Genomic DNA, 17,603 nt, shown 5'->3' on the forward strand with positions numbered 1-17,603 from the left:
ATCCGTCGCACGGGCCCACAGCAACACCACGCGTCGTGCATCCGCATCGCCCACGCGCGGCGTGCATGCGCATCGCCCCGTGGCGGCTCCGCGCCCGGCGCAGCCCGCCCCGCCCGCCCGCCGCACGGGAACGGCCGACACCGACCGGTACCCTGGGAGGATGACCCACTCCGGCAACCCCTTCGGGCAGGTTCTCGTCGCGCTCGTCACCCCCATGACGGCCGACGGCGAGGTGGATTGGCCCGCCGTCGAGAAGCACATCGACTCCGTGATCGCGGGCGGCGCCGACGGCATCGTCGTCACCGGCACGACCGGTGAGACGAGCACGCTGACGGATGCCGAGAAGCTCAGGCTCGTCGAGGTCGGCAAGTCCGTCTCCGCGGGGCGCGCCAAGATCATCACGGGCGGCGGCTCGAACGAGACCGCCCACGCGATCGAGCTGTACAAGGCCAGCGAGAAGGCCGGCGCCGACGGCATCATGATCGTCACGCCGTACTACAACAAGCCGACCCAGGCCGGCATCCTCACGCATTTCCGCCTCGTCGCGGACGCCACCGACCTGCCCGTCATCCTGTACGACATCCCGGGCCGCACCGGGGTCCCGATCAGGTACGAGACGATCCTGCGCCTCGCCAAGCACCCCAACATCCTCGCGGTGAAGGACGCTAAGGGCGACTTCAGCGAGGTCAGCCGGGTGCTCAACCAGACCGACCTGATGTACTTCTCGGGCGACGACGCCAACGTCCTGCCGCACCTCGCCATCGGCGCGAGCGGCCTGATCGGCGTCACCGCCAACATCACGTCGGCGCCGTACCGGGTGATGATGGATGCGGTGAACCGCGGCGACCTCACCACGGCGACCGAGGCGCACAAGAAGCTCGAGCCGCTCGTGCGTGCCGTCATGACGCATGTCCCCGGCACCGTGAGCGCGAAGTACATCCTCCACGGCCTCGGCCGTATCTCCAGCCCGCGGGTGCGTCTGCCGCTCGTGGGTCCCGAAGAGTGGGAAGCCGCCCTCATCGAAGACGAACTCGCGCTCGTCCGCGACGTCGACGGGGCCGACTTCTCGAACTTCCGTCCTGACCGCAATGCCGCCGCCGGCGGCGCCCTTCCGAAGGTGCATGGCACAACCCGATGAGCAACACAGTCTCCGTTCCCGACGCACTCGCCCCCGGCACGCTCCGCGTGACCCCCGTCGGAGGTCTCGGTGAGGTCGGTCGCAACATGACCGTCTTCGAGTTCGACGGAAAGCTGCTCATCGTCGACTGCGGCGTCCTGTTCCCCGAGGAGCACCAGCCCGGCGTCGACCTGATCCTGCCGGACTTCGAGGCGATCGCCGGCCGGTTGGACGACATCGTGGGCGTCGTGTTGACGCACGGGCACGAAGACCACATCGGCGCGGTGCCGTACCTCCTCAAGCGCAAGGCGGACATCCCCCTCATCGGCTCGCAGCTGACGCTCGCCCTCGTCGAGGCGAAGCTCAAGGAGCACCGCATCAAGCCGTACTCGCTGACGGTGGCCGAGGGCCAGCGCGAGCAGGTCGGCCCCTTCGAGCTCGACTTCGTCGCGGTGAACCACTCGATCCCGGACGCGCTCGCCGTCGGCATCCGGACCCCCGCCGGTCTCGTCCTCGCGACGGGCGACTTCAAGATGGACCAGCTCCCGCTGGACGGCCGTCTCACCGACCTGCGTGCGTTCGCGCGTCTCGGTGAGGAGGGCGTCGATCTCTTCCTCGTCGACTCGACGAACGCGGACGTCCCCGGGTTCACACCGCTCGAGCGCGCCATCGGCCCCGTCCTCGACCAGGTGATCGCGAAGGCGCCGCGGCGGGTGATCGTGGCGAGCTTCTCCAGCCACGTGCACCGCGTTCAGCAGGTCATCGACGCCGCCGCCGCCAACGGTCGCCGGGTCGCGTTTCTCGGCCGCTCGATGGTCCGGAACATGACGATCGCGGAGGACCTCGGCTACCTCAAGGTGCCGCAGGGCGTCCTCATCGACTACAAGAAGGCCAAGGACCTGCCCGACGACCGCATCGTGTACATGTCGACAGGCTCCCAGGGCGAGCCGATGGCGGTCCTGTCCCGCATGGCGAACCTCGACCACGCCATCGAGCCGGGCGAGGGGGACACCGTCATCCTCGCCTCCAGCCTGATCCCCGGCAACGAGAACGCGGTCTACCGCGTCATCGACGGGCTCACCAAGCTCGGTGCGAACGTCGTGCACAAGGCGAACGCCAAGGTGCACGTGTCCGGGCACGCCGCCGCCGGCGAGCTGCTCTACTGCTACAACATCCTCAAGCCGAAGAACGTGCTGCCCGTGCACGGCGAGTACCGCCACCTGATGGCGAACGCCAAGCTGGCGCAGGACAGCGGCATCCCGGCCGAGAACACGATCATCGCCGAGAACGGCACGGTCATCGACCTGAAGGACGGTGTCGCGCGCGTCGCCGGCCAGCTCGACCTGGGCTTCGTGTACGTCGACGGCTCGTCGGTGGGCGAGATCACGGATGCCGACCTCAAGGACCGCCGCATCCTCGGCGAGGAGGGCTTCATCTCGGTCATCGTCGTGGTGGATGCCGCGACGGGGCGCATCATCACGGGTCCCGAGATCCACGCCCGCGGCTTCGCGGAGGACGACGCGGTGTTCGACTCCGTCAAGCCGAAGATCGCCGCGGCGCTCGCCGAGGCCGCGCAGTCGGGCGTCCGCGACCAGCACGCGCTGCAGCAGGTCGTGCGTCGCACGATCGGACGCTGGGTCAACCAGGCGCTGCGCCGTCGGCCGATGATCGTTCCGATGGTCATCGAGGCCTGATCGGCCGTACCATTCGGGCATGCCCGAGAGGTGGACGACGCGTCCCGCCGTCCAGGCGGACGGGATCTTCCTCGGCGACATGGTCGTCGAGGCGGCGAACTGGCGCGCCGGGACGGCCCGGCCGCGGCACGAGATCCTCACGCACCCGGACCACCGTCGGTATCTGATGGGCTGGCAGCGGCCCGGTGACGTCGGGGTGGTCGCCGTGGCGGGCAGCGAGTCGATCGGCGCGGCGTGGTACCGGATGCTGCCGCGCACGGATCCCGGCTTCGGCTACGTCGGCACGGGCGTGCCCGAGCTGATCATCGGCGTGCGCCCCATGTGGCGCGCGCACGGCGTGGGACGGGAGCTGCTGCGCGCGCTGTGCGCGGCCGCACGCGCCGACGGGCACGCCCGGATCTGCCTGTCCGTCGAGCGTGGGAACTTCGCCCAGGTGCTCTACCGCAGCGAGGGGTTCGCCGTCACCTCGAGCGGGATCGGTCGCGACACGATGGTGAAGCGACTCGGCTGACGCCCGGGCAATGCCCGCGATCGCCGCGTCAATCCGGGCAAGTGTCGGCACCCGCGCCTACCGTGGAGGAATGGCCAGGAGCACCAGTCCGACCAGCAGGTCCCGCGCGTCCGCGTCGGGCTCCTCGTCGCGCGCCAAGAAGTCCGACCCCGCTCCGCGCCGCAAGGCCGAGCCCGCACCGCGTCGCTACGTGGACGACGCCGACAGGCCCGGCGTCCTGGTGCGCGCGTGGATGGGCCTCGCGCACGCGACCGGGGGCATGTTCCGCGCCTTCGCGCCGGAGACGCTCGAGAAGGATCAGCGGAGGGACGGTTTCCCGTTCCTGCTCGTGCTCGCCGCGGTCGCCGGTGCGACCGTCGAATGGTTCTTCATCGGCACCGACGTCGGCACGAACATCAGCTCGTACACGGTCGGCGGCCTCATCGGCCGCGAGGCGTTCATCCTCCCGGTCCTGCTCCTGCTCCTCGCCGGCTGGTTGTTCCGGCACCCGCCGTCCGTCCACGACAACGGTCGCATCGGCATCGGCTTCGGCGTGTTCGTCCTGGCCGTCGCCGGCTTCTGCCACGTGATCGGCGGCCGCCCGCAGCCGAGCGGCGGGCTGCCGGCGCTCAGCGAAGGCGGCGGGCTGTTCGGCTGGATGGTCGGCGAGCCCCTCACCGCGCTCACCGAGATCGGTGCGGGGATCGTGCTCGGCATCCTGGCGCTGCTGAGCGTCCTGATCCTGACCAAGACCCCGCCGAACCGCATCGGCCAGCGCCTCGGCGATCTGTACGCCTGGCTGTTCGGCGCGGAGCGGGCCGAGCGCCCCGAGCGACCGGCGAAGGGTGAGACCGGGCCCACGGTCGCCTTCGACGCTCCCGAGGACGACGACCCCGGTCTGCCGTGGTGGCGACGCAACAAGTCGGGCAGGGAGGAGGACGCCGACGGCGGTCTCGGCGCCGACGACCTCACCGCCCTCCTCGAAGCGAGCAGCGACGGCAGCTTCGACCATGCGCTCACGACTCCCGATGTCATGCCGGATGCCGTCACCGAGATCATCGAGCCGATGCCGGCCACGCCGCCGCGCAAGCCCGGCCGCAAGCCGGGAAACCTGGACGTGCCCCCGCCGCCGCCGATTCCCGACTTCGTCGCCGCCAACCTCGACGCGGTCGATCCGGATGCCGCCGACTACCGGCTGCCCGCGGCGGACGCCCTCGCGAGCGGGACGCCTCCCAAGGCGCGCTCCGAGGCGAACGACGCGATGGTGCGGGCCATCTCGGGCGTGTTCGAGCAGTTCTCCGTCGATGCGAAGGTCACCGGCTTCTCGCGCGGCCCGACGGTGACGCAGTACGAGATCGCCCTCGGCCCCGGCGTGAAGGTGGAGCGGATCACGGCGCTCACCAACAACATCGCGTACGCGGTGGCCTCCAACGAGGTCCGGATCCTCGCGCCCATCCCCGGCAAGAGCGCCATCGGCGTCGAGATCCCCAACACGGACCGTGAGATCGTCACGCTGGGCGATGTGCTCCGCTCGGGCAACGCGCAGCAGGCCACCCACCCCATGACGATCGGCATCGGCAAGGACGTGGGCGGCGGCTTCGTCGTGGCGAACCTCGCGAAGATGCCCCACCTGCTGGTCGCCGGTTCCACCGGATCGGGTAAATCCAGCTTCGTCAACTCGATGATCACGAGCCTGCTGATGCGGGCGAAGCCCTCCGACGTCCGGATGGTGCTCATCGACCCCAAGCGTGTGGAGCTGACGGCATACGCCGGGGTGCCGCACCTCATCACGCCCATCATCACGAATCCCAAGAAGGCCGCCGAAGCGCTGCAGTGGGTCGTGAAGGAGATGGACATGCGGTACGACGACCTCGCGTCGTTCGGGTTCCGCCACATCGACGACTTCAACAAGGCCGTGGTCGCGGGCGAGCTCCAGCTGCCCGTGGGCAGCGAGCGGGTTCTGAAGCCGTACCCGTATCTCCTGGTGGTGGTCGACGAGCTGGCCGACCTCATGATGGTCGCGCCGCGTGACGTCGAGGACTCGATCGTCCGCATCACGCAGCTGGCTCGCGCCTCCGGCATCCACCTCGTCCTCGCCACGCAGCGCCCGTCGGTCGACGTCGTCACCGGGCTCATCAAGGCCAACGTGCCGTCGCGCCTGGCGTTCGCGGTCACCAGTGTCACGGACTCCCGCGTCATCCTCGACCAGCCGGGCGCCGACCGGCTCATCGGTCAGGGTGACGGACTGTTCCTGCCGATGGGCACGTCGAAGGCCATCCGCGTGCAGGGCGCCTGGGTCGCCGAGCGGGAGATCGAGAAGGTCGTCGCACACGTCAAGGACCAGGCGCGCCCCGAGTACCGCAAGGACGTCGAAGCCGTCATCGAGAAGAAGGAGATCGACGCCGACATCGGCGACGATCTCGAGCTGCTGCTCGCCGCCGCCGAGCAGATCATCTCCACCCAGTTCGGGTCGACCTCGATGCTGCAGCGCAAGCTCCGGGTCGGCTTCGCGAAGGCCGGCCGCCTCATGGACCTGCTCGAGGCGCGCGACATCGTCGGTCCCTCCGAGGGGTCCAAGGCGCGCGATGTCCTCGTCACCCCCGAGGAGCTCCCCGCCGTTCTCGCGCGGCTCCGCGGCGAAGACCCGCCCGAGGATGCGGAGCCCGCCGTGCCGCCGGCCACGACCGGCGGCGACGACCCGTACGGGGCCGACCCCGTCGAGGCGCAGTTCGACGGCTACGACGTCGTGGACCGCGACGCCGACGAGGGCGGCGAGGACGCCTGGCAGCTCACCGGCCGGGACTGATCTCTCGGTAGGCTCGGAACGTGACGATCCCGCGGCAGCTGCCCAACGCCATCACGATCGTGCGCATCCTGTGCGCTCCGGTCTTCGTGTGGATGCTGCTCGCCGCGGAGGACGACGGGAGCCCGCTCCGCTGGTGGGCCGCGGTCCTGTTCATCGTCGCGATCGCGACGGACGGCATCGACGGCTACCTCGCGCGTCGGCACGACATCGTGACGGATCTGGGCAAGCTGCTCGACCCGATCGCGGACAAGGCCCTCACCGGGTGCGCTTTCGTCTGCCTCTCGATCCTCGGTGAGCTGAGCTGGTGGATCACCGCCGTCGTGCTGGTCCGCGAGCTCGGGATCACCGTCCACCGTCTCGTCGTGGCGACCGACCATGTCGTCGCCGCCGCATGGATGGGCAAGCTGAAGACCGTCGCCCAGGCCGTCGCGCTCGCGCTCGCCCTGCTGCCGCTGTGGACCGTGGTGGGGGAGTGGATCCACGTCGTGAACACGATCGCGATGGTGATCGCGGTCGTCCTCACCGTCGCGAGCGGCATCGACTACGTCGTCACGGCGATGCGCGGGTCGCGCGCGAAGGTGCGCCCCTGATGCGTCCGACGCCCAGCGAGCTGCCCGACGACCTCGAGGAGACGCTCGTGTCGGCAGGGCCGCGCTCCGAGCCTGAGCGCCTCGTGCAGCGCCTCAGGGAGCTCGGCTGGACCCTCGGCGTCGCCGAGTCGCTCACCGGCGGTCTGCTCGCCGCGTCGGTCGTCTCGGTCCCCGGTGCCTCGGACGTCTTCCGCGGCGGGATCGTCGCCTACGCGACCGACCTCAAGGCCCGGCTGCTGGGAGTCGACGAGACGCTGCTGGCGGCGCACGGCCCCGTGCATCCTCGGGTGGCGCGCCAGATGGCGGACGGCATCCGACGCGCCGTCGGGCAGGAGGATGCCGCGGACGTCGGGATCGCCACGACGGGCGTCGCGGGACCCCTGGCCGCCGGCGGACAGCCCGTCGGCACCGTGCACATCGCGGTGTCGACGCCGCTGGGATCGCGGGTCGAGTCCCTGGCGCTCTCCGGAGATCGCGATCAGATCCGCACCGAGGCCGCGGCACGCGCGATCGCCCTCGCGATCGACGCGCTGTGACGGTGGTCGCGGGCACCGGGAATACCGGATGTTGCGTGGTCGTTACGATTCGTGATTCCCATCCAACCCCCAGCACGCCGGGGCTAGGGTGACATCCAACGTGATGTACCGTTATTCCCCCGAAGGAAGCAGTGGATCGGACGCAGAGGAGGGGCCCCGCATGATCCTGGTTCGTCAAGAGATCGGCGATGTGCTGCGCGACTTCCGTCTGCAGAAGGGCCACACCCTTCGGCAGGTGTCGGGTCGTGCGAGCGTCGCACTCGGTTACCTGAGCGAAGTCGAGCGCGGTCAGAAGGAAGCATCGAGCGAGATCCTCGCCGCGGTCGCCGAAGCACTCGACGTCCCCATCTCGACGATCATGCGCGAGGTGGGCGATCGCATCTCGGTCCTCGAGGGCCTGCACCCCATCACCGATGTCGTCCCGGACGACCTCGCATCGCTGGGCGACGACATGGTCGCGCCCGAGCTGTCGCTGCGCTGACGGCTCGATGCGTCACAGCGAGTTCGAACGCGCGGTCGAGGACGAGTTCGGCCGCGGCGGAGCCGCGCTGGTCGACGATCTCGCACTGGCGGAGATCGGCCACCGGACCGCGCGCGAGGCCCTGGCTGCGGGCGTACCGCCCCGAGAGGTGTGGCGCGCGCTCTGCGTCGAGGCCGATGTTCCGCTCGAGCGGCGCCACGGCGCCGGTCGCCTCGAGCCGCGACGCTGACGACGAGCCATTCCGCCGGCCCTCGGCGCGGCGTGTCGCGATCGAAGATCTGTTCGACCGGGCGTAGGCTCCTTCACAACAGGAGTCGGATGCAGTTCGTCCACCGCGAAGAGCCCTCCGGCCGCGATGTCGGAGCCCCTTCGTAACGTGAACGGCGTCAGATGACACCCACGCCCTGTCGCAGCATCCGCACCGTCGGTACGGAGCGCGACAGCCTACGGGCGACGGAACCGCGAGCACCAAGGAGCATGACATGCCATCACCCGCCGACCGCGAGAAGGCCCTGGAATCGGCCCTCGCCCAGATCGACCGCCAGTTCGGCAAGGGCTCGATCATGCGCCTGGGAAGCGACGAGCGCGCTCCCGTCGAGGTCATCCCGACCGGTTCGATCGCCCTCGACGTCGCCCTCGGCATCGGCGGCATCCCGCGTGGCCGAGTCGTCGAGATCTACGGTCCGGAATCGTCCGGCAAGACGACGCTGACGCTGCACGCGATCGCGAACACCCAGCGTGCCGGCGGCATCGCGGCGTTCATCGACGCCGAGCACGCCCTCGACCCGGCGTACGCCGAGAAGCTCGGGGTCGACATCGATCAGCTCCTCGTCTCGCAGCCCGACACCGGCGAGCAGGCGCTCGAGATCGCCGACATGCTGATCCGCTCCGGCGCCATCGACCTCGTCGTCATCGACTCCGTGGCCGCCCTCGTGCCCGAGGCCGAGATCAAGGGCGAGATGGGCGACTCCCACGTCGGACTGCAGGCGCGGCTCATGTCGCAGGCGCTCCGCAAGATCACCGGTGGCCTGAGCCAGACGAAGACGACGGCCATCTTCATCAACCAGCTGCGCGAGAAGATCGGCGTGTTCTTCGGTTCCCCCGAGACCACGGCCGGCGGTAAGGCGCTCAAGTTCTACGCGTCCGTCCGCCTCGACATCCGTCGTATCGAGACCCTCAAGGACGGCACGGAGGCGGTCGGCAACCGCACCCGCGTGAAGGTCGTCAAGAACAAGATGGCGCCCCCGTTCAAGCAGGCCGAGTTCGACATCCTCTACGGCGTGGGCATCTCCCGGGAGGGGAGTCTCATCGACTTCGGCGTCGAGCACGGCATCGTCAAGAAGTCCGGCGCCTGGTACACGTACGAGGGTGAACAGCTCGGCCAGGGCAAGGAGAACTCGCGCAACTTCCTGCTCAAGAACACCGACGTGGCCGCCGAGATTGAGGGCAAGATCCTCGCCAAGCTCGGCATCGGTGTGCCCAAGGCGGTCGAGGCTCCGGCCGCCGACGACCTGGCAGCGCGCCGCCCGGCCTGATGGCGGTCCGATTCGACGGGGGCGAGCCCGAAGGCCGTGAGGACACGGCCGGTCTCGCCCCCGTGATCCCTCTCTTCGGCGGACGTGGCCCCGGGGCGCCGAGCAGCGGCTCGGCGTCCGACGAGCGTGCCGCGGCGGACGTCGGTTCCGCCGGCGACGCCGGCCCGGGGATGACCTGGCATCGCACGTGGGTCGCAGACCAGTCGACGGCCGCCTCCGAGCCCACCACGCCCGACGACGGCGCGGACCGTGCCGAGAAGCTGCTGCTCCGCAAGCTGCGGACGCGATCGCTGTCCATCCGCGAGGCGCGTACCGCGCTGCGCGAGTCGGAGCTGCATCCTGCCGTCGAGGAGGCGCTGATCGAGCGGTTCGTCGATCGCGGGTACCTCGACGACGAGGCACTCGCCGAGGAGCTCATCCACAAGGCGCTGAGTCGCAAGGCGCAGGGTCGGCAAGCCGTCTCGCAGACCCTCTCGCAGCGCGGTCTGCCGCGCGACGTCATCGAGATCGCGCTGGCCGCCCTCCCGGACGACGAGACCGAGCGTGCGCTGGAGTTCGCGCGCGCCAAGGCGTCATCGATGTCGGACCTCGACCGGGATGTGGCGCTCCGTCGGCTGTCCGGTCAGCTCGCGCGACGCGGTTTCGGCTCCCTCGCGCTGAGTGCGGCGCGTCAGGCCCTCGACGAGCAGACGAAGCCGACGTCCGGCGTCCGTTTCGAGTGAGGTCGCCGGGGATCTCGCCGTCGCCGCGCCGGGCGACGCATCGAGCGGCCACCGCGAACGTAGAATGTTCCCCATCATGACCAGCCCGTCTGCCGCGCCCACTCTCATCGCCCCCTCGGTCGCCGCCGTCTCGTCCGACGGACGTGCCCGCACCTACGAGGTGCGCACCTTCGGGTGCCAGATGAACGTGCACGACTCCGAGCGGCTCTCGGGATCGCTGGAGTCCGCCGGCTACGTCCGTGCCGACGCGGGCGCCGATGCCGACGTCGTCGTCATCAACACGTGCGCCGTCCGCGACAACGCAGCCGGCAAGCTGTACGGCACGCTCGGCCATCTCAAGAGCCGCAAGGACAAGCACGAGGGCATGCAGATCGCCGTCGGCGGCTGCCTCGCGCAGATGGACAAGGATGCCGTGCAGCAGAAGGCGCCGTGGGTGGACGTCGTGTTCGGCACCCACAACATGGGCTCGCTGCCGAGCCTTCTCGAGCGCGCGCGTCACAACGGCGAGGCGGAGCTCGAGATCCTCGAGGCGCTCGAGGTGTTCCCCTCGACCCTGCCCACCAAGCGCGACTCGGCCCACAGCGGGTGGGTCTCGATCTCGGTCGGCTGCAACAACACCTGCACCTTCTGCATCGTGCCGAGCCTGCGCGGCAAGGAGAAGGACCGCCGTCCGGGCGACATCCTCAGCGAGATCCGCCTGCTCGTCGACGACGGCGCCGTCGAGGTCACCCTCCTCGGGCAGAACGTCAACAGCTACGGCGTCGAGTTCGGGGATCGCCAGGCGTTCGGAAAGCTCCTGCGCGCCGCGGGCGGCATTCCGGGCCTCGAGCGCATCCGGTTCACGAGCCCGCACCCGGCAGCCTTCACGGACGACGTCATCGACGCGATGGCCGAGACGCCGTCGGTCATGCCCCAGCTGCACATGCCGCTGCAGTCCGGATCGGACCGCATCCTCAAGGCCATGCGCCGCTCGTATCGGAGCGAGAAGTTCCTCGGCATCCTCGACCGGGTGCGCGAGAAGATGCCGGACGCGGCGATCTCGACCGACATCATCGTCGGCTTTCCGGGAGAGACCGAAGAGGACTTCGAAGACACCCTCCGCGTCGTCGAGAAGGCGCGCTTCGCCAGCGCCTTCACGTTCCAGTACTCCATCCGCGAAGGAACCCCGGCGGCCACAATGCCCGACCAGGTGCCGAAGGAGATCGTGCAGCGGCGCTATGAGCGTCTGGTCGCCCTGCAGGAGCGCATCTCGCTGCAGGAGAACCAGAAGCAGCTCGGCCGCGCGGTCGAGGTCCTCGTGTCGACGGGCGAGGGCAAGAAGGATGCCTCCACGCACCGGCTCACCGGTCGGGCCGAGGACAACCGCCTCGTACACTTCGAACTGCCCGACGGCTCCGCCGTGCCGCGTCCGGGCGACATCGTCTCGGTGGTCGTGACGCACGCAGCCCCGTTCCACCTCCTGGCGGACAGCATCGACGGCGCACCGCTGCGCATCCGTCGCACCCGCGCCGGCGATGCGTGGGATCGCGCTCAGGCCGATTCCTGCGGTGTGACGGCGCCGGCATCCGGCGACGGTGCGCCCCGCGCCGTGTCGCTCGGACTGCCCACGCTCCGCGTCGGACAGTAGGCCGTGCGCGCGCCGCGGTTGTGGGCGCTCGTCGGTGCCACCGGCACCGGGAAGACGGCGCTGTCCCTCGACCTGGCCGATGCGCTGAGCGCCGCCGGTCGCGGGGCCGAGATCGTCAACGCCGACGCGATGCAGCTGTACCGCGGCATGGACATCGGCACGGCGAAGCTGCCGGTCGCCGAGCGGCGCGGCATCCCCCACCACCTCTTCGACGTCCTGACCGTGACCGAGGACGCCGCCGTGGCGGCCTACCAGGAGCAGGCGCGGACGGTGATCGCGGGCATCTTCGCGCGCGGGAAGGACGCCGTCCTCGTCGGCGGCTCGGGACTGTACGTCTCGAGCGTGCTGTTCGACTTCCGGTTCCCGCCGCGTGACCCCGACCTCCGCGCGACGCTGGAAGCGGAGCTCGCTCGGGACGGCGCCGGCGCGCTGTTCGCGCGGCTGCGCGCCCTCGATCCCCGGACGGCCGAGCGCATCGACGCGAAGAACGGCCGTCGGATCGTCCGCGCCCTCGAGGTGGTGCTGCAGGGGGAGTCCACGCACGGGGCCGCCCTGCCCGCCGCGCCGCTTCGCTGGCACGACGACACCACCGTGCTCGGCGTGCACGTCGATCGTGCCGAACTCGTCGCGCGGCTGGACGCCCGGGTCGAGGCGATGTGGTCGGACGGCATCGTCGACGAGGCGGCGCGCCTGCGCCGGCAGGGGCTCGAGTCGGGAGCCACCGCCCGCCGCGCCATCGGATACGCCCAGGCGCTGGCGCAGCTGAGCGGAGAGCTCACCGAGGCCGAAGCGATCGCACAGACGCAGGCGCTCACCCGCCGGTACGCGCGTCGCCAGGTCTCCTGGTTCAAGCGCTACCCGGATCTGACGTGGATCGCGCCGTCGGCGCGCCCCGCCGATCTGCTCGCCGACGCGGACCACGGCTGATTCCCGGACGGCGGTGTGCTCGCCGCCCGTAGAATCGCAGGGTGTCGACGATCCCATTCACCAAAGGCCACGGAACCGGAAACGACTTCGTGATCGTCGCCGACCCGGACGGCGACCTCGACCTCACCGGCGAGCAGATCGCCGCGCTGACCGACCGCCGCTTCGGCATCGGCGCGGACGGGCTGCTGCGCGTCGTCCGGTCCGCCGCCATCGACGCCGGCGCGCACACGCCGGACGCGGAATGGTTCATGGACTACCGCAACGCGGACGGCTCGGTCGCCGAGATGTGTGGCAACGGCGTCCGCGTCTTCGTGAAGTACCTGCTGAGTGCCGGCCTCGCGACGCTGGCGCCCGGTGAGACGCTCAGGATCGGCACGCGCGCGGGCACCAAGAGCGTGACGCTGTCCGACAACGGCTTCGAGGTCGACCTGGGACTGTGGCGGCCGGAAGCGGGGGACGTGCTCGTCCGCGGCCGCGGGCTGGCCGTCGCGCGACCGGGCCTCGGCATCGACGTCGGCAACCCCCATGTGGTCGTCGCTCTCTCGAGCTCGGATGAGCTGGAACAGCTCGATCTCACCGTCCAGCCGGTGCTCGACCCCCTCCCGCCTGCCGGTGCCAACGTCGAGTTCGTCGTGCCGGCGGAGCCGCTCGTCCACGACGGCGTCGGAGCGATCCGCATGCGCGTGTTCGAGCGCGGTGTGGGCGAGACCCTGTCGTGCGGCACGGGGGTCGCGGCATCCGCTCTCGCCGTCCGTCACTGGGCGGGGCCGACAGCCCCGGATCGATGGACCGTCGACGTCGCGGGCGGCCGCCTGGGCGTGCGCGTCGTGCGGACGGATGCCGGTGAGCGGGTCCTCCTGTCGGGGCCTGCGTCGCTCGTCTTCTCAGGCGAGGTCGCGCTCGTCTGACGACGTGTCGCCGGGGAGCTCGATCGACCCCGTCTCCGGGCTGCCGTGACGGCGTACTCTCAGCACGCGGAAACCGCGAGCGGTGGCCGCCCGTGACACGGAGTAGGACCGGTCGAGCGTCGCAGCGAGCCAGCGCTGCAGCGAATCCGAGCCCAGGTTCCGCTGCACGACGAGCCAGGCGTCGCTGCGGTCGGAGAGGCGGGGAAGCCACGTCTCCATCAACCCGTGGAGGACGTCCTTGCCGACCCGGATGGGCGGGTTCGACCGGATCGTGCGGAACGTCACATCATCGGGAACATCTTCGGGACGCACGGCGTTGACATTGTCGAGACCCAGGGACTGCGCGTTGCGACGCACGAGATCGAGGGCGCGCTCGTTCACATCGACCGCCCACACGGTCGTGTGCGGGGCGTCGAACGCGAGCGACAGCGCGATCGGACCCCAGCCGCAGCCGAGGTCGAGAAGGTGACCGCCCGGTGGCGGCGGAGGGGTGTTGGCGAGCAGCACCGCCGTCCCGCCGTCGATGTGATCGGGACTGAAGACCCCGCCCGCGGTCATCACCTCGACGTCGCGACCCGAGAGGGTGGCACGGATGCGACGGAGATTCTCAGAACTGGACGGGGACGCGCTGAAGTAATGATCGCTCCCCATCCTCCGAGCGTAGCGGAGGCGCTCCCGACCGCGGGAGGCTAGAGTTTCCGGACGGCCGTGAGGCCACGAAAGGTGAAGATGACAGATACGACCACCCCTTCCACGACGGATGAGCCGGTGGACCCGGTCGATCGGGTGCTCACGCACGCCGATGCGCGTTCCGGGGTGAGCGTGTTCGGTTCCGCTCAGGCGCTGCAGGATGCCGCGACGGTGTCGTACGGCGACACCGACGGCGACCAGTGGGACCGCGAAGAGCGCGCCGCACTGCGTCGTGTGCCCGGTCTCTCCACGGAGCTCGAGGACGTCACCGAGGTCGAGTACCGCCAGCTGCGTCTGGAGAACGTCGTCCTGATCGGCGTCTACCCGCAGGGGACGCAGGAGGACGCCGAGAACTCGCTTCGGGAGCTCGCCGCCCTCGCCGAGACCGCGGGCGCCGTCGTCCTCGACGGCGTGCTCCAGCGTCGACCGCACCCCGACCCCGCCACGTACATCGGCCGCGGCAAGGCCGCCGAGCTCCGCGACCTCGTCGCGGCGGTCGGCGCCGACACCGTCATCGCCGACACCGAGCTCGCCCCCAGCCAGCGGCGCGCGCTCGAGGACGTCGTGAAGGTCAAGGTCATCGATCGGACCACCGTCATCCTCGACATCTTCAGCCAGCATGCCAAGAGCCGCGAAGGCAAGGCCCAGGTCGAGCTCGCGCAGCTCGAGTATCTCCTGCCGCGCCTGCGCGGCTGGGGCGACTCGATGAGCAGGCAGGCCGGTGGACAGGTGGGCGCAGGCGGCGCGGGCATGGGCTCGCGCGGTCCCGGTGAGACGAAGATCGAGCTCGATCGTCGTCGCATCCGCACCCGCATGGCGATGCTGCGTCGGCAGATCCGCGACTTCGCGCCGGCGCGCGATGCCAAACGCGCCGAGCGCAAGCGGAACACGATCCCCTCGGTCGCGATCGCGGGCTACACCAACGCCGGCAAGTCGAGCCTGCTGAACCGGCTCACGAGCGCGGGCGTGCTCGTTGAGAACGCGCTGTTCGCGACGCTGGACGCGACGGTCCGTCGCGCCGAGGCGGCAGACGGCCGCATCTTCACCCTCACCGACACCGTCGGGTTCGTGCGGAACCTCCCGCACCAGCTGGTGGAGGCGTTCCGATCGACGCTCGAAGAGGTCGGTGAAGCCGACGTCATCGTCCACGTCGTCGACGGGTCGCACCCCGACCCGGCCGCGCAGCTCGCGACGGTCCGGGACGTCATGGGTGATGTCGGGGCGCGGTCGACCAACGAGATCGTGGTGTTCAACAAGGCCGACCTCGTCGACCCCGACACCCGCCTCGTGCTACGCGGCCTCGAGCCGAAGGCGCACTTCGTGTCGTCCCGCACCGGCGAGGGCATCGCCGAGCTGCGCGCCGCCATCGAGGAGGCTCTGCCGCTGCCCGCCGTCGAGGTGCACGCGCTCGTCCCGTACGACCGCGGGGATCTCGTCAACGCGGTCCACGAGGCGGGGCTCATCGTGTCGACGAGCCACGAGGAGGGCGGCACAGCCGTCCACGCCCATGTGTCGGAGCGGCTTGCGGCGGAGCTCGCCCCCTACGCCGTCGGCTGAGCCGCTCCGGCGGTCGCTGTCAGTCGAGCTCGATCGGGGGGACGCCGGGCGTCGGGAAGCCGAAGACCTGGCCGAGGAAGGCGAGCTCGGACTCCAGCGAGTGGACGATCGTCTCGGGCCGGCGGAACCCGTGGCCCTCGCCCTCGTAGAGGACGTGGGCGTGGGGGACGCCGTGCTCGAGGAGCGCGGTGCGGATCGCCTCCGCCTGCGACGGCGGGACGACCTCGTCCTCGTCGCCCTGCAGCAGGAGCACCGGCACCCGGAACCGGTCCGTCCGACTGAGCGGTGACCGCTCGAGGTACAGGTGCTCGGCCTCGGGGAGGGGCCCGATCAGGCCGTCCAGGTACCGCGCCTCGAAGTCGTGCGTGTCCGTCGCGAGGGTGCGCGCGTCGCCGACGCCGTACCGCGAGATGCCGGCGCCGAACACGTCGGTTCCGACGAGTGCCGCAAGGACCGTCCAGCCGCCTGCCGAGCCGCCCTCGATCGCGAGTCGAGCGGCATCCGCGCGGCCTTCCGCCGCGAGTCCGGCTGCGGCGGCGGCGACGTCGTCGACGTCGACGATGCCCCACTGTCCGCGCAGTCGGTCGCGGTAGGCCCTGCCGTAGCCGGTGGAGCCGCCGTAGTTCACCTCGAGCACCCCGATGCCGCGGCTCGTGAAGTAGACGATCTTGCTGTCGGCGACCCCGCCGACGTGCGAGGTCGGACCGCCGTGGACGAGGACGACGTAGGGCGGCAACTCGCCTTCCGGCGCGACGAACCCGGGATTCGTCGGCGGGTGGTCGAACGCGTGCACGTCGCCGTGCGCACCGGCGACGGTCAGCGCCCGCACGTCCGGCGTCCACTCGGACGCGAGGTCGGATGAGCTGCCGCGGACGAGCGACGAGCTGCCGTCCTGCTCGACGAGCCAGACGCCGGTGACCCCGGGAGCGACTCCCGACACGAGCACGCGGGAGCCGGCGGCATCCTCGATCGCCGCCCGCGCGCGGATGGGGACGTCGACGTCGACCACGGCGCCGTCGGGGGAGAGGCGCACGAGCGTGTCCGACCCGTGGGTGCGGACCGCGATGACGTCGCCGTCCTCGAGGGGAGCGAACCAGCGGACCCCGAGGACCCAGAGGCCACCGCCGGTGTCGGCGTCGGCGGGCGCGATCGGACGCGGCTCCCCACCGGACGCATCCGCGCGCCACAGGTTCCACCGGCCGGTCGGATCGTCGACGAACAGCAGCGCCCCGTCGGCGGTCCACTCGGGCTGGAGAGCGGCGGTCGCTCCCGACGACACGGACGTCCACGTCTCGACGCGGCCCGCGACGAGGGGGCCGACGCGCAGCTGTGTGCCGTCCCACGGCATGTCGGGGTGGTCCCAGGCGACCCAGGCGAGCGCGCTGCCGTCGGGCGACAGCGAGGGCTGCGCCACGAAGTCGCTGCCCGCGACGAGCTCGCCGACCCGGCCCGATCCGTCGAGGGGGATCGCGATGATCGAGCGTCGTGGCACCGCCTCGTCGCCGTGCACCTCGCGCACGGCGAGGAGGGTGCCGTGCTGCCACCGCAGTCCGCCGTGTCGCGCCGCGGGCTCCTCCGCGGTGAGCGGGATCGGGTCCTCTCCGGGCCGGACGCTCCAGACGCGCTGGTCGGTCTTCTCGACGAAGACGAGCAGTCCGTCGTCGGTCGCCGTCCACGATCCGCCGCCGTACTCGTGCACGCGGGAGCGCGCGCTCCACGGCGAGGGGAGGAGGTCCTCGATGTCGCCCGCACCGGTGCGGCGGCGCACCGACGACCGGCCGCCCTCGGCCGCCACCGATTCGCCCCACCAGATCTCGTCGCCGACGAAGCGCGCTCCGTCGAAGCGGGTCGATGCCGCGGACGCATCAGCAGCGGACAGGGGCGACTTCCAGGAACCGTAGGGCGCGATCGTCGTCATGCGTC

Annotated in this window: 16 protein-coding genes; 14 read left to right on the forward strand and 2 right to left on the reverse strand. The window is 70.7% G+C overall.

Going from position 1 to position 17,603, the window contains the following annotated elements:
• The first annotated feature begins 160 nt into the window (after window positions 1-160).
• From dapA to dapF, 13 genes are all read left to right on the forward strand, one after another.
• Entirely contained in the window at window positions 161-1,138 is a 978-nt protein-coding gene (dapA, locus tag AB3M83_RS05875; protein ID WP_412945872.1) for a 4-hydroxy-tetrahydrodipicolinate synthase, read from the forward strand.
• The gene (locus tag AB3M83_RS05880; RefSeq protein WP_412945873.1) at window positions 1,135-2,811 is read left to right on the forward strand and encodes a ribonuclease J; all 1,677 of its coding nucleotides are present in this window, start codon (window positions 1,135-1,137) and stop codon (window positions 2,809-2,811) included. The genes dapA and AB3M83_RS05880 overlap by 4 nt, the downstream gene beginning before the upstream one ends.
• Window positions 2,812-2,830: 19 nt before the next feature.
• Window positions 2,831-3,322: a GNAT family N-acetyltransferase gene (locus AB3M83_RS05885; RefSeq protein WP_412945875.1), complete on the forward strand. Its 492-nt coding sequence runs from the start codon at window positions 2,831-2,833 to the stop codon at window positions 3,320-3,322.
• 70 nt (window positions 3,323-3,392) lie between these two features.
• On the forward strand, window positions 3,393-6,107 hold the full coding sequence (locus AB3M83_RS05890; RefSeq protein ID WP_412945877.1) for an FtsK/SpoIIIE family DNA translocase: 2,715 nt from the start codon (window positions 3,393-3,395) through the stop codon (window positions 6,105-6,107).
• 20 nt (window positions 6,108-6,127) lie between these two features.
• Window positions 6,128-6,697, forward strand: a complete 570-nt coding sequence (gene pgsA, locus AB3M83_RS05895; RefSeq protein WP_412945879.1) for a CDP-diacylglycerol--glycerol-3-phosphate 3-phosphatidyltransferase — start codon at window positions 6,128-6,130, stop codon at window positions 6,695-6,697.
• Complete coding sequence (locus AB3M83_RS05900; RefSeq protein ID WP_412945881.1) at window positions 6,697-7,233, forward strand: CinA family protein; 537 nt, start codon at window positions 6,697-6,699, stop codon at window positions 7,231-7,233. The genes pgsA and AB3M83_RS05900 overlap by 1 nt, the downstream gene beginning before the upstream one ends.
• Before the next feature lie 160 nt (window positions 7,234-7,393).
• Window positions 7,394-7,714 (forward strand): helix-turn-helix domain-containing protein, encoded by a 321-nt coding sequence (locus AB3M83_RS05905; RefSeq protein ID WP_412945882.1) that lies wholly within the window; start codon window positions 7,394-7,396, stop codon window positions 7,712-7,714.
• Between the two features lie 7 nt (window positions 7,715-7,721).
• Window positions 7,722-7,943, forward strand: a complete 222-nt coding sequence (locus AB3M83_RS05910) for a DUF3046 domain-containing protein (protein ID WP_412945884.1) — start codon at window positions 7,722-7,724, stop codon at window positions 7,941-7,943.
• A 253-nt stretch (window positions 7,944-8,196) separates the two neighbouring features.
• Window positions 8,197-9,249, forward strand: a complete 1,053-nt coding sequence (gene recA / locus AB3M83_RS05915; protein WP_412945886.1) for a recombinase RecA — start codon at window positions 8,197-8,199, stop codon at window positions 9,247-9,249.
• On the forward strand, window positions 9,249-9,971 hold the full coding sequence (locus AB3M83_RS05920; protein WP_412945888.1) for a regulatory protein RecX: 723 nt from the start codon (window positions 9,249-9,251) through the stop codon (window positions 9,969-9,971). Before recA ends, AB3M83_RS05920 begins: the two co-directional genes overlap by 1 nt.
• 76 nt (window positions 9,972-10,047) lie before the next feature.
• Window positions 10,048-11,598 carry a tRNA (N6-isopentenyl adenosine(37)-C2)-methylthiotransferase MiaB gene (miaB, locus tag AB3M83_RS05925; RefSeq protein WP_412945889.1) on the forward strand — a complete coding sequence of 517 codons (1,551 nt, stop codon included), beginning with the start codon at window positions 10,048-10,050 and terminating at the stop codon, window positions 11,596-11,598.
• Window positions 11,599-11,601: 3 nt separating this feature from the next.
• Complete coding sequence (gene miaA / locus AB3M83_RS05930) at window positions 11,602-12,525, forward strand: tRNA (adenosine(37)-N6)-dimethylallyltransferase MiaA (RefSeq protein ID WP_412945891.1); 924 nt, start codon at window positions 11,602-11,604, stop codon at window positions 12,523-12,525.
• Window positions 12,526-12,566: 41 nt separating this feature from the next.
• Window positions 12,567-13,433, forward strand: a complete 867-nt coding sequence (gene dapF / locus AB3M83_RS05935; RefSeq protein ID WP_412945892.1) for a diaminopimelate epimerase — start codon at window positions 12,567-12,569, stop codon at window positions 13,431-13,433.
• On the opposite strand, the gene AB3M83_RS05940 is transcribed toward dapF, so the two are convergent.
• Window positions 13,410-14,084: a class I SAM-dependent methyltransferase gene (locus AB3M83_RS05940; RefSeq protein WP_412945893.1), complete on the reverse strand. Its 675-nt coding sequence runs from the start codon at window positions 14,082-14,084 to the stop codon at window positions 13,410-13,412. The two genes, dapF and AB3M83_RS05940, sit on opposite strands and share 24 nt — an antisense overlap.
• 78 nt (window positions 14,085-14,162) lie before the next feature.
• Here AB3M83_RS05940 and hflX point away from each other — a divergent pair, with 78 nt between their 5' ends.
• Window positions 14,163-15,680, forward strand: coding sequence for a GTPase HflX (gene hflX / locus AB3M83_RS05945; protein WP_412945894.1), 1,518 nt, complete (start codon window positions 14,163-14,165; stop codon window positions 15,678-15,680).
• A 19-nt stretch (window positions 15,681-15,699) separates the two neighbouring features.
• On the opposite strand, the gene AB3M83_RS05950 is transcribed toward hflX, so the two are convergent.
• Window positions 15,700-17,598 (reverse strand): prolyl oligopeptidase family serine peptidase, encoded by a 1,899-nt coding sequence (locus AB3M83_RS05950; RefSeq protein ID WP_412945896.1) that lies wholly within the window; start codon window positions 17,596-17,598, stop codon window positions 15,700-15,702.
• Window positions 17,599-17,603 lie beyond the last annotated feature (5 nt).

This window comes from Microbacterium pasadenense (genome assembly GCF_047246565.1).
Taxonomy (GTDB): domain Bacteria; phylum Actinomycetota; class Actinomycetes; order Actinomycetales; family Microbacteriaceae; genus Microbacterium.

Excerpts from the sequence above, each read along its gene's own strand:
- dapA (WP_412945872.1), top strand. The coding sequence starts at position 161 with ATGACCCACTCCGGCAACCCCTTCGGGCAGGTTCTCGTCGCGCTCGTC.
- AB3M83_RS05880 (WP_412945873.1), top strand. The coding sequence starts at position 1,135 with ATGAGCAACACAGTCTCCGTTCCCGACGCACTCGCCCCCGGCACGCTC.
- AB3M83_RS05885 (WP_412945875.1), top strand. The coding sequence starts at position 2,831 with ATGCCCGAGAGGTGGACGACGCGTCCCGCCGTCCAGGCGGACGGGATC.
- AB3M83_RS05890 (WP_412945877.1), top strand. The coding sequence starts at position 3,393 with ATGGCCAGGAGCACCAGTCCGACCAGCAGGTCCCGCGCGTCCGCGTCG.
- AB3M83_RS05900 (WP_412945881.1), top strand. The coding sequence starts at position 6,697 with ATGCGTCCGACGCCCAGCGAGCTGCCCGACGACCTCGAGGAGACGCTC.
- AB3M83_RS05905 (WP_412945882.1), top strand. The coding sequence starts at position 7,394 with ATGATCCTGGTTCGTCAAGAGATCGGCGATGTGCTGCGCGACTTCCGT.
- AB3M83_RS05910 (WP_412945884.1), top strand. The coding sequence starts at position 7,722 with ATGCGTCACAGCGAGTTCGAACGCGCGGTCGAGGACGAGTTCGGCCGC.
- recA (WP_412945886.1), top strand. The coding sequence starts at position 8,197 with ATGCCATCACCCGCCGACCGCGAGAAGGCCCTGGAATCGGCCCTCGCC.
- AB3M83_RS05920 (WP_412945888.1), top strand. The coding sequence starts at position 9,249 with ATGGCGGTCCGATTCGACGGGGGCGAGCCCGAAGGCCGTGAGGACACG.
- miaB (WP_412945889.1), top strand. The coding sequence starts at position 10,048 with ATGACCAGCCCGTCTGCCGCGCCCACTCTCATCGCCCCCTCGGTCGCC.
- AB3M83_RS05940 (WP_412945893.1), bottom strand. The coding sequence starts at position 14,084 with ATGGGGAGCGATCATTACTTCAGCGCGTCCCCGTCCAGTTCTGAGAAT.
- hflX (WP_412945894.1), top strand. The coding sequence starts at position 14,163 with ATGACAGATACGACCACCCCTTCCACGACGGATGAGCCGGTGGACCCG.
- AB3M83_RS05950 (WP_412945896.1), bottom strand. The coding sequence starts at position 17,598 with ATGACGACGATCGCGCCCTACGGTTCCTGGAAGTCGCCCCTGTCCGCT.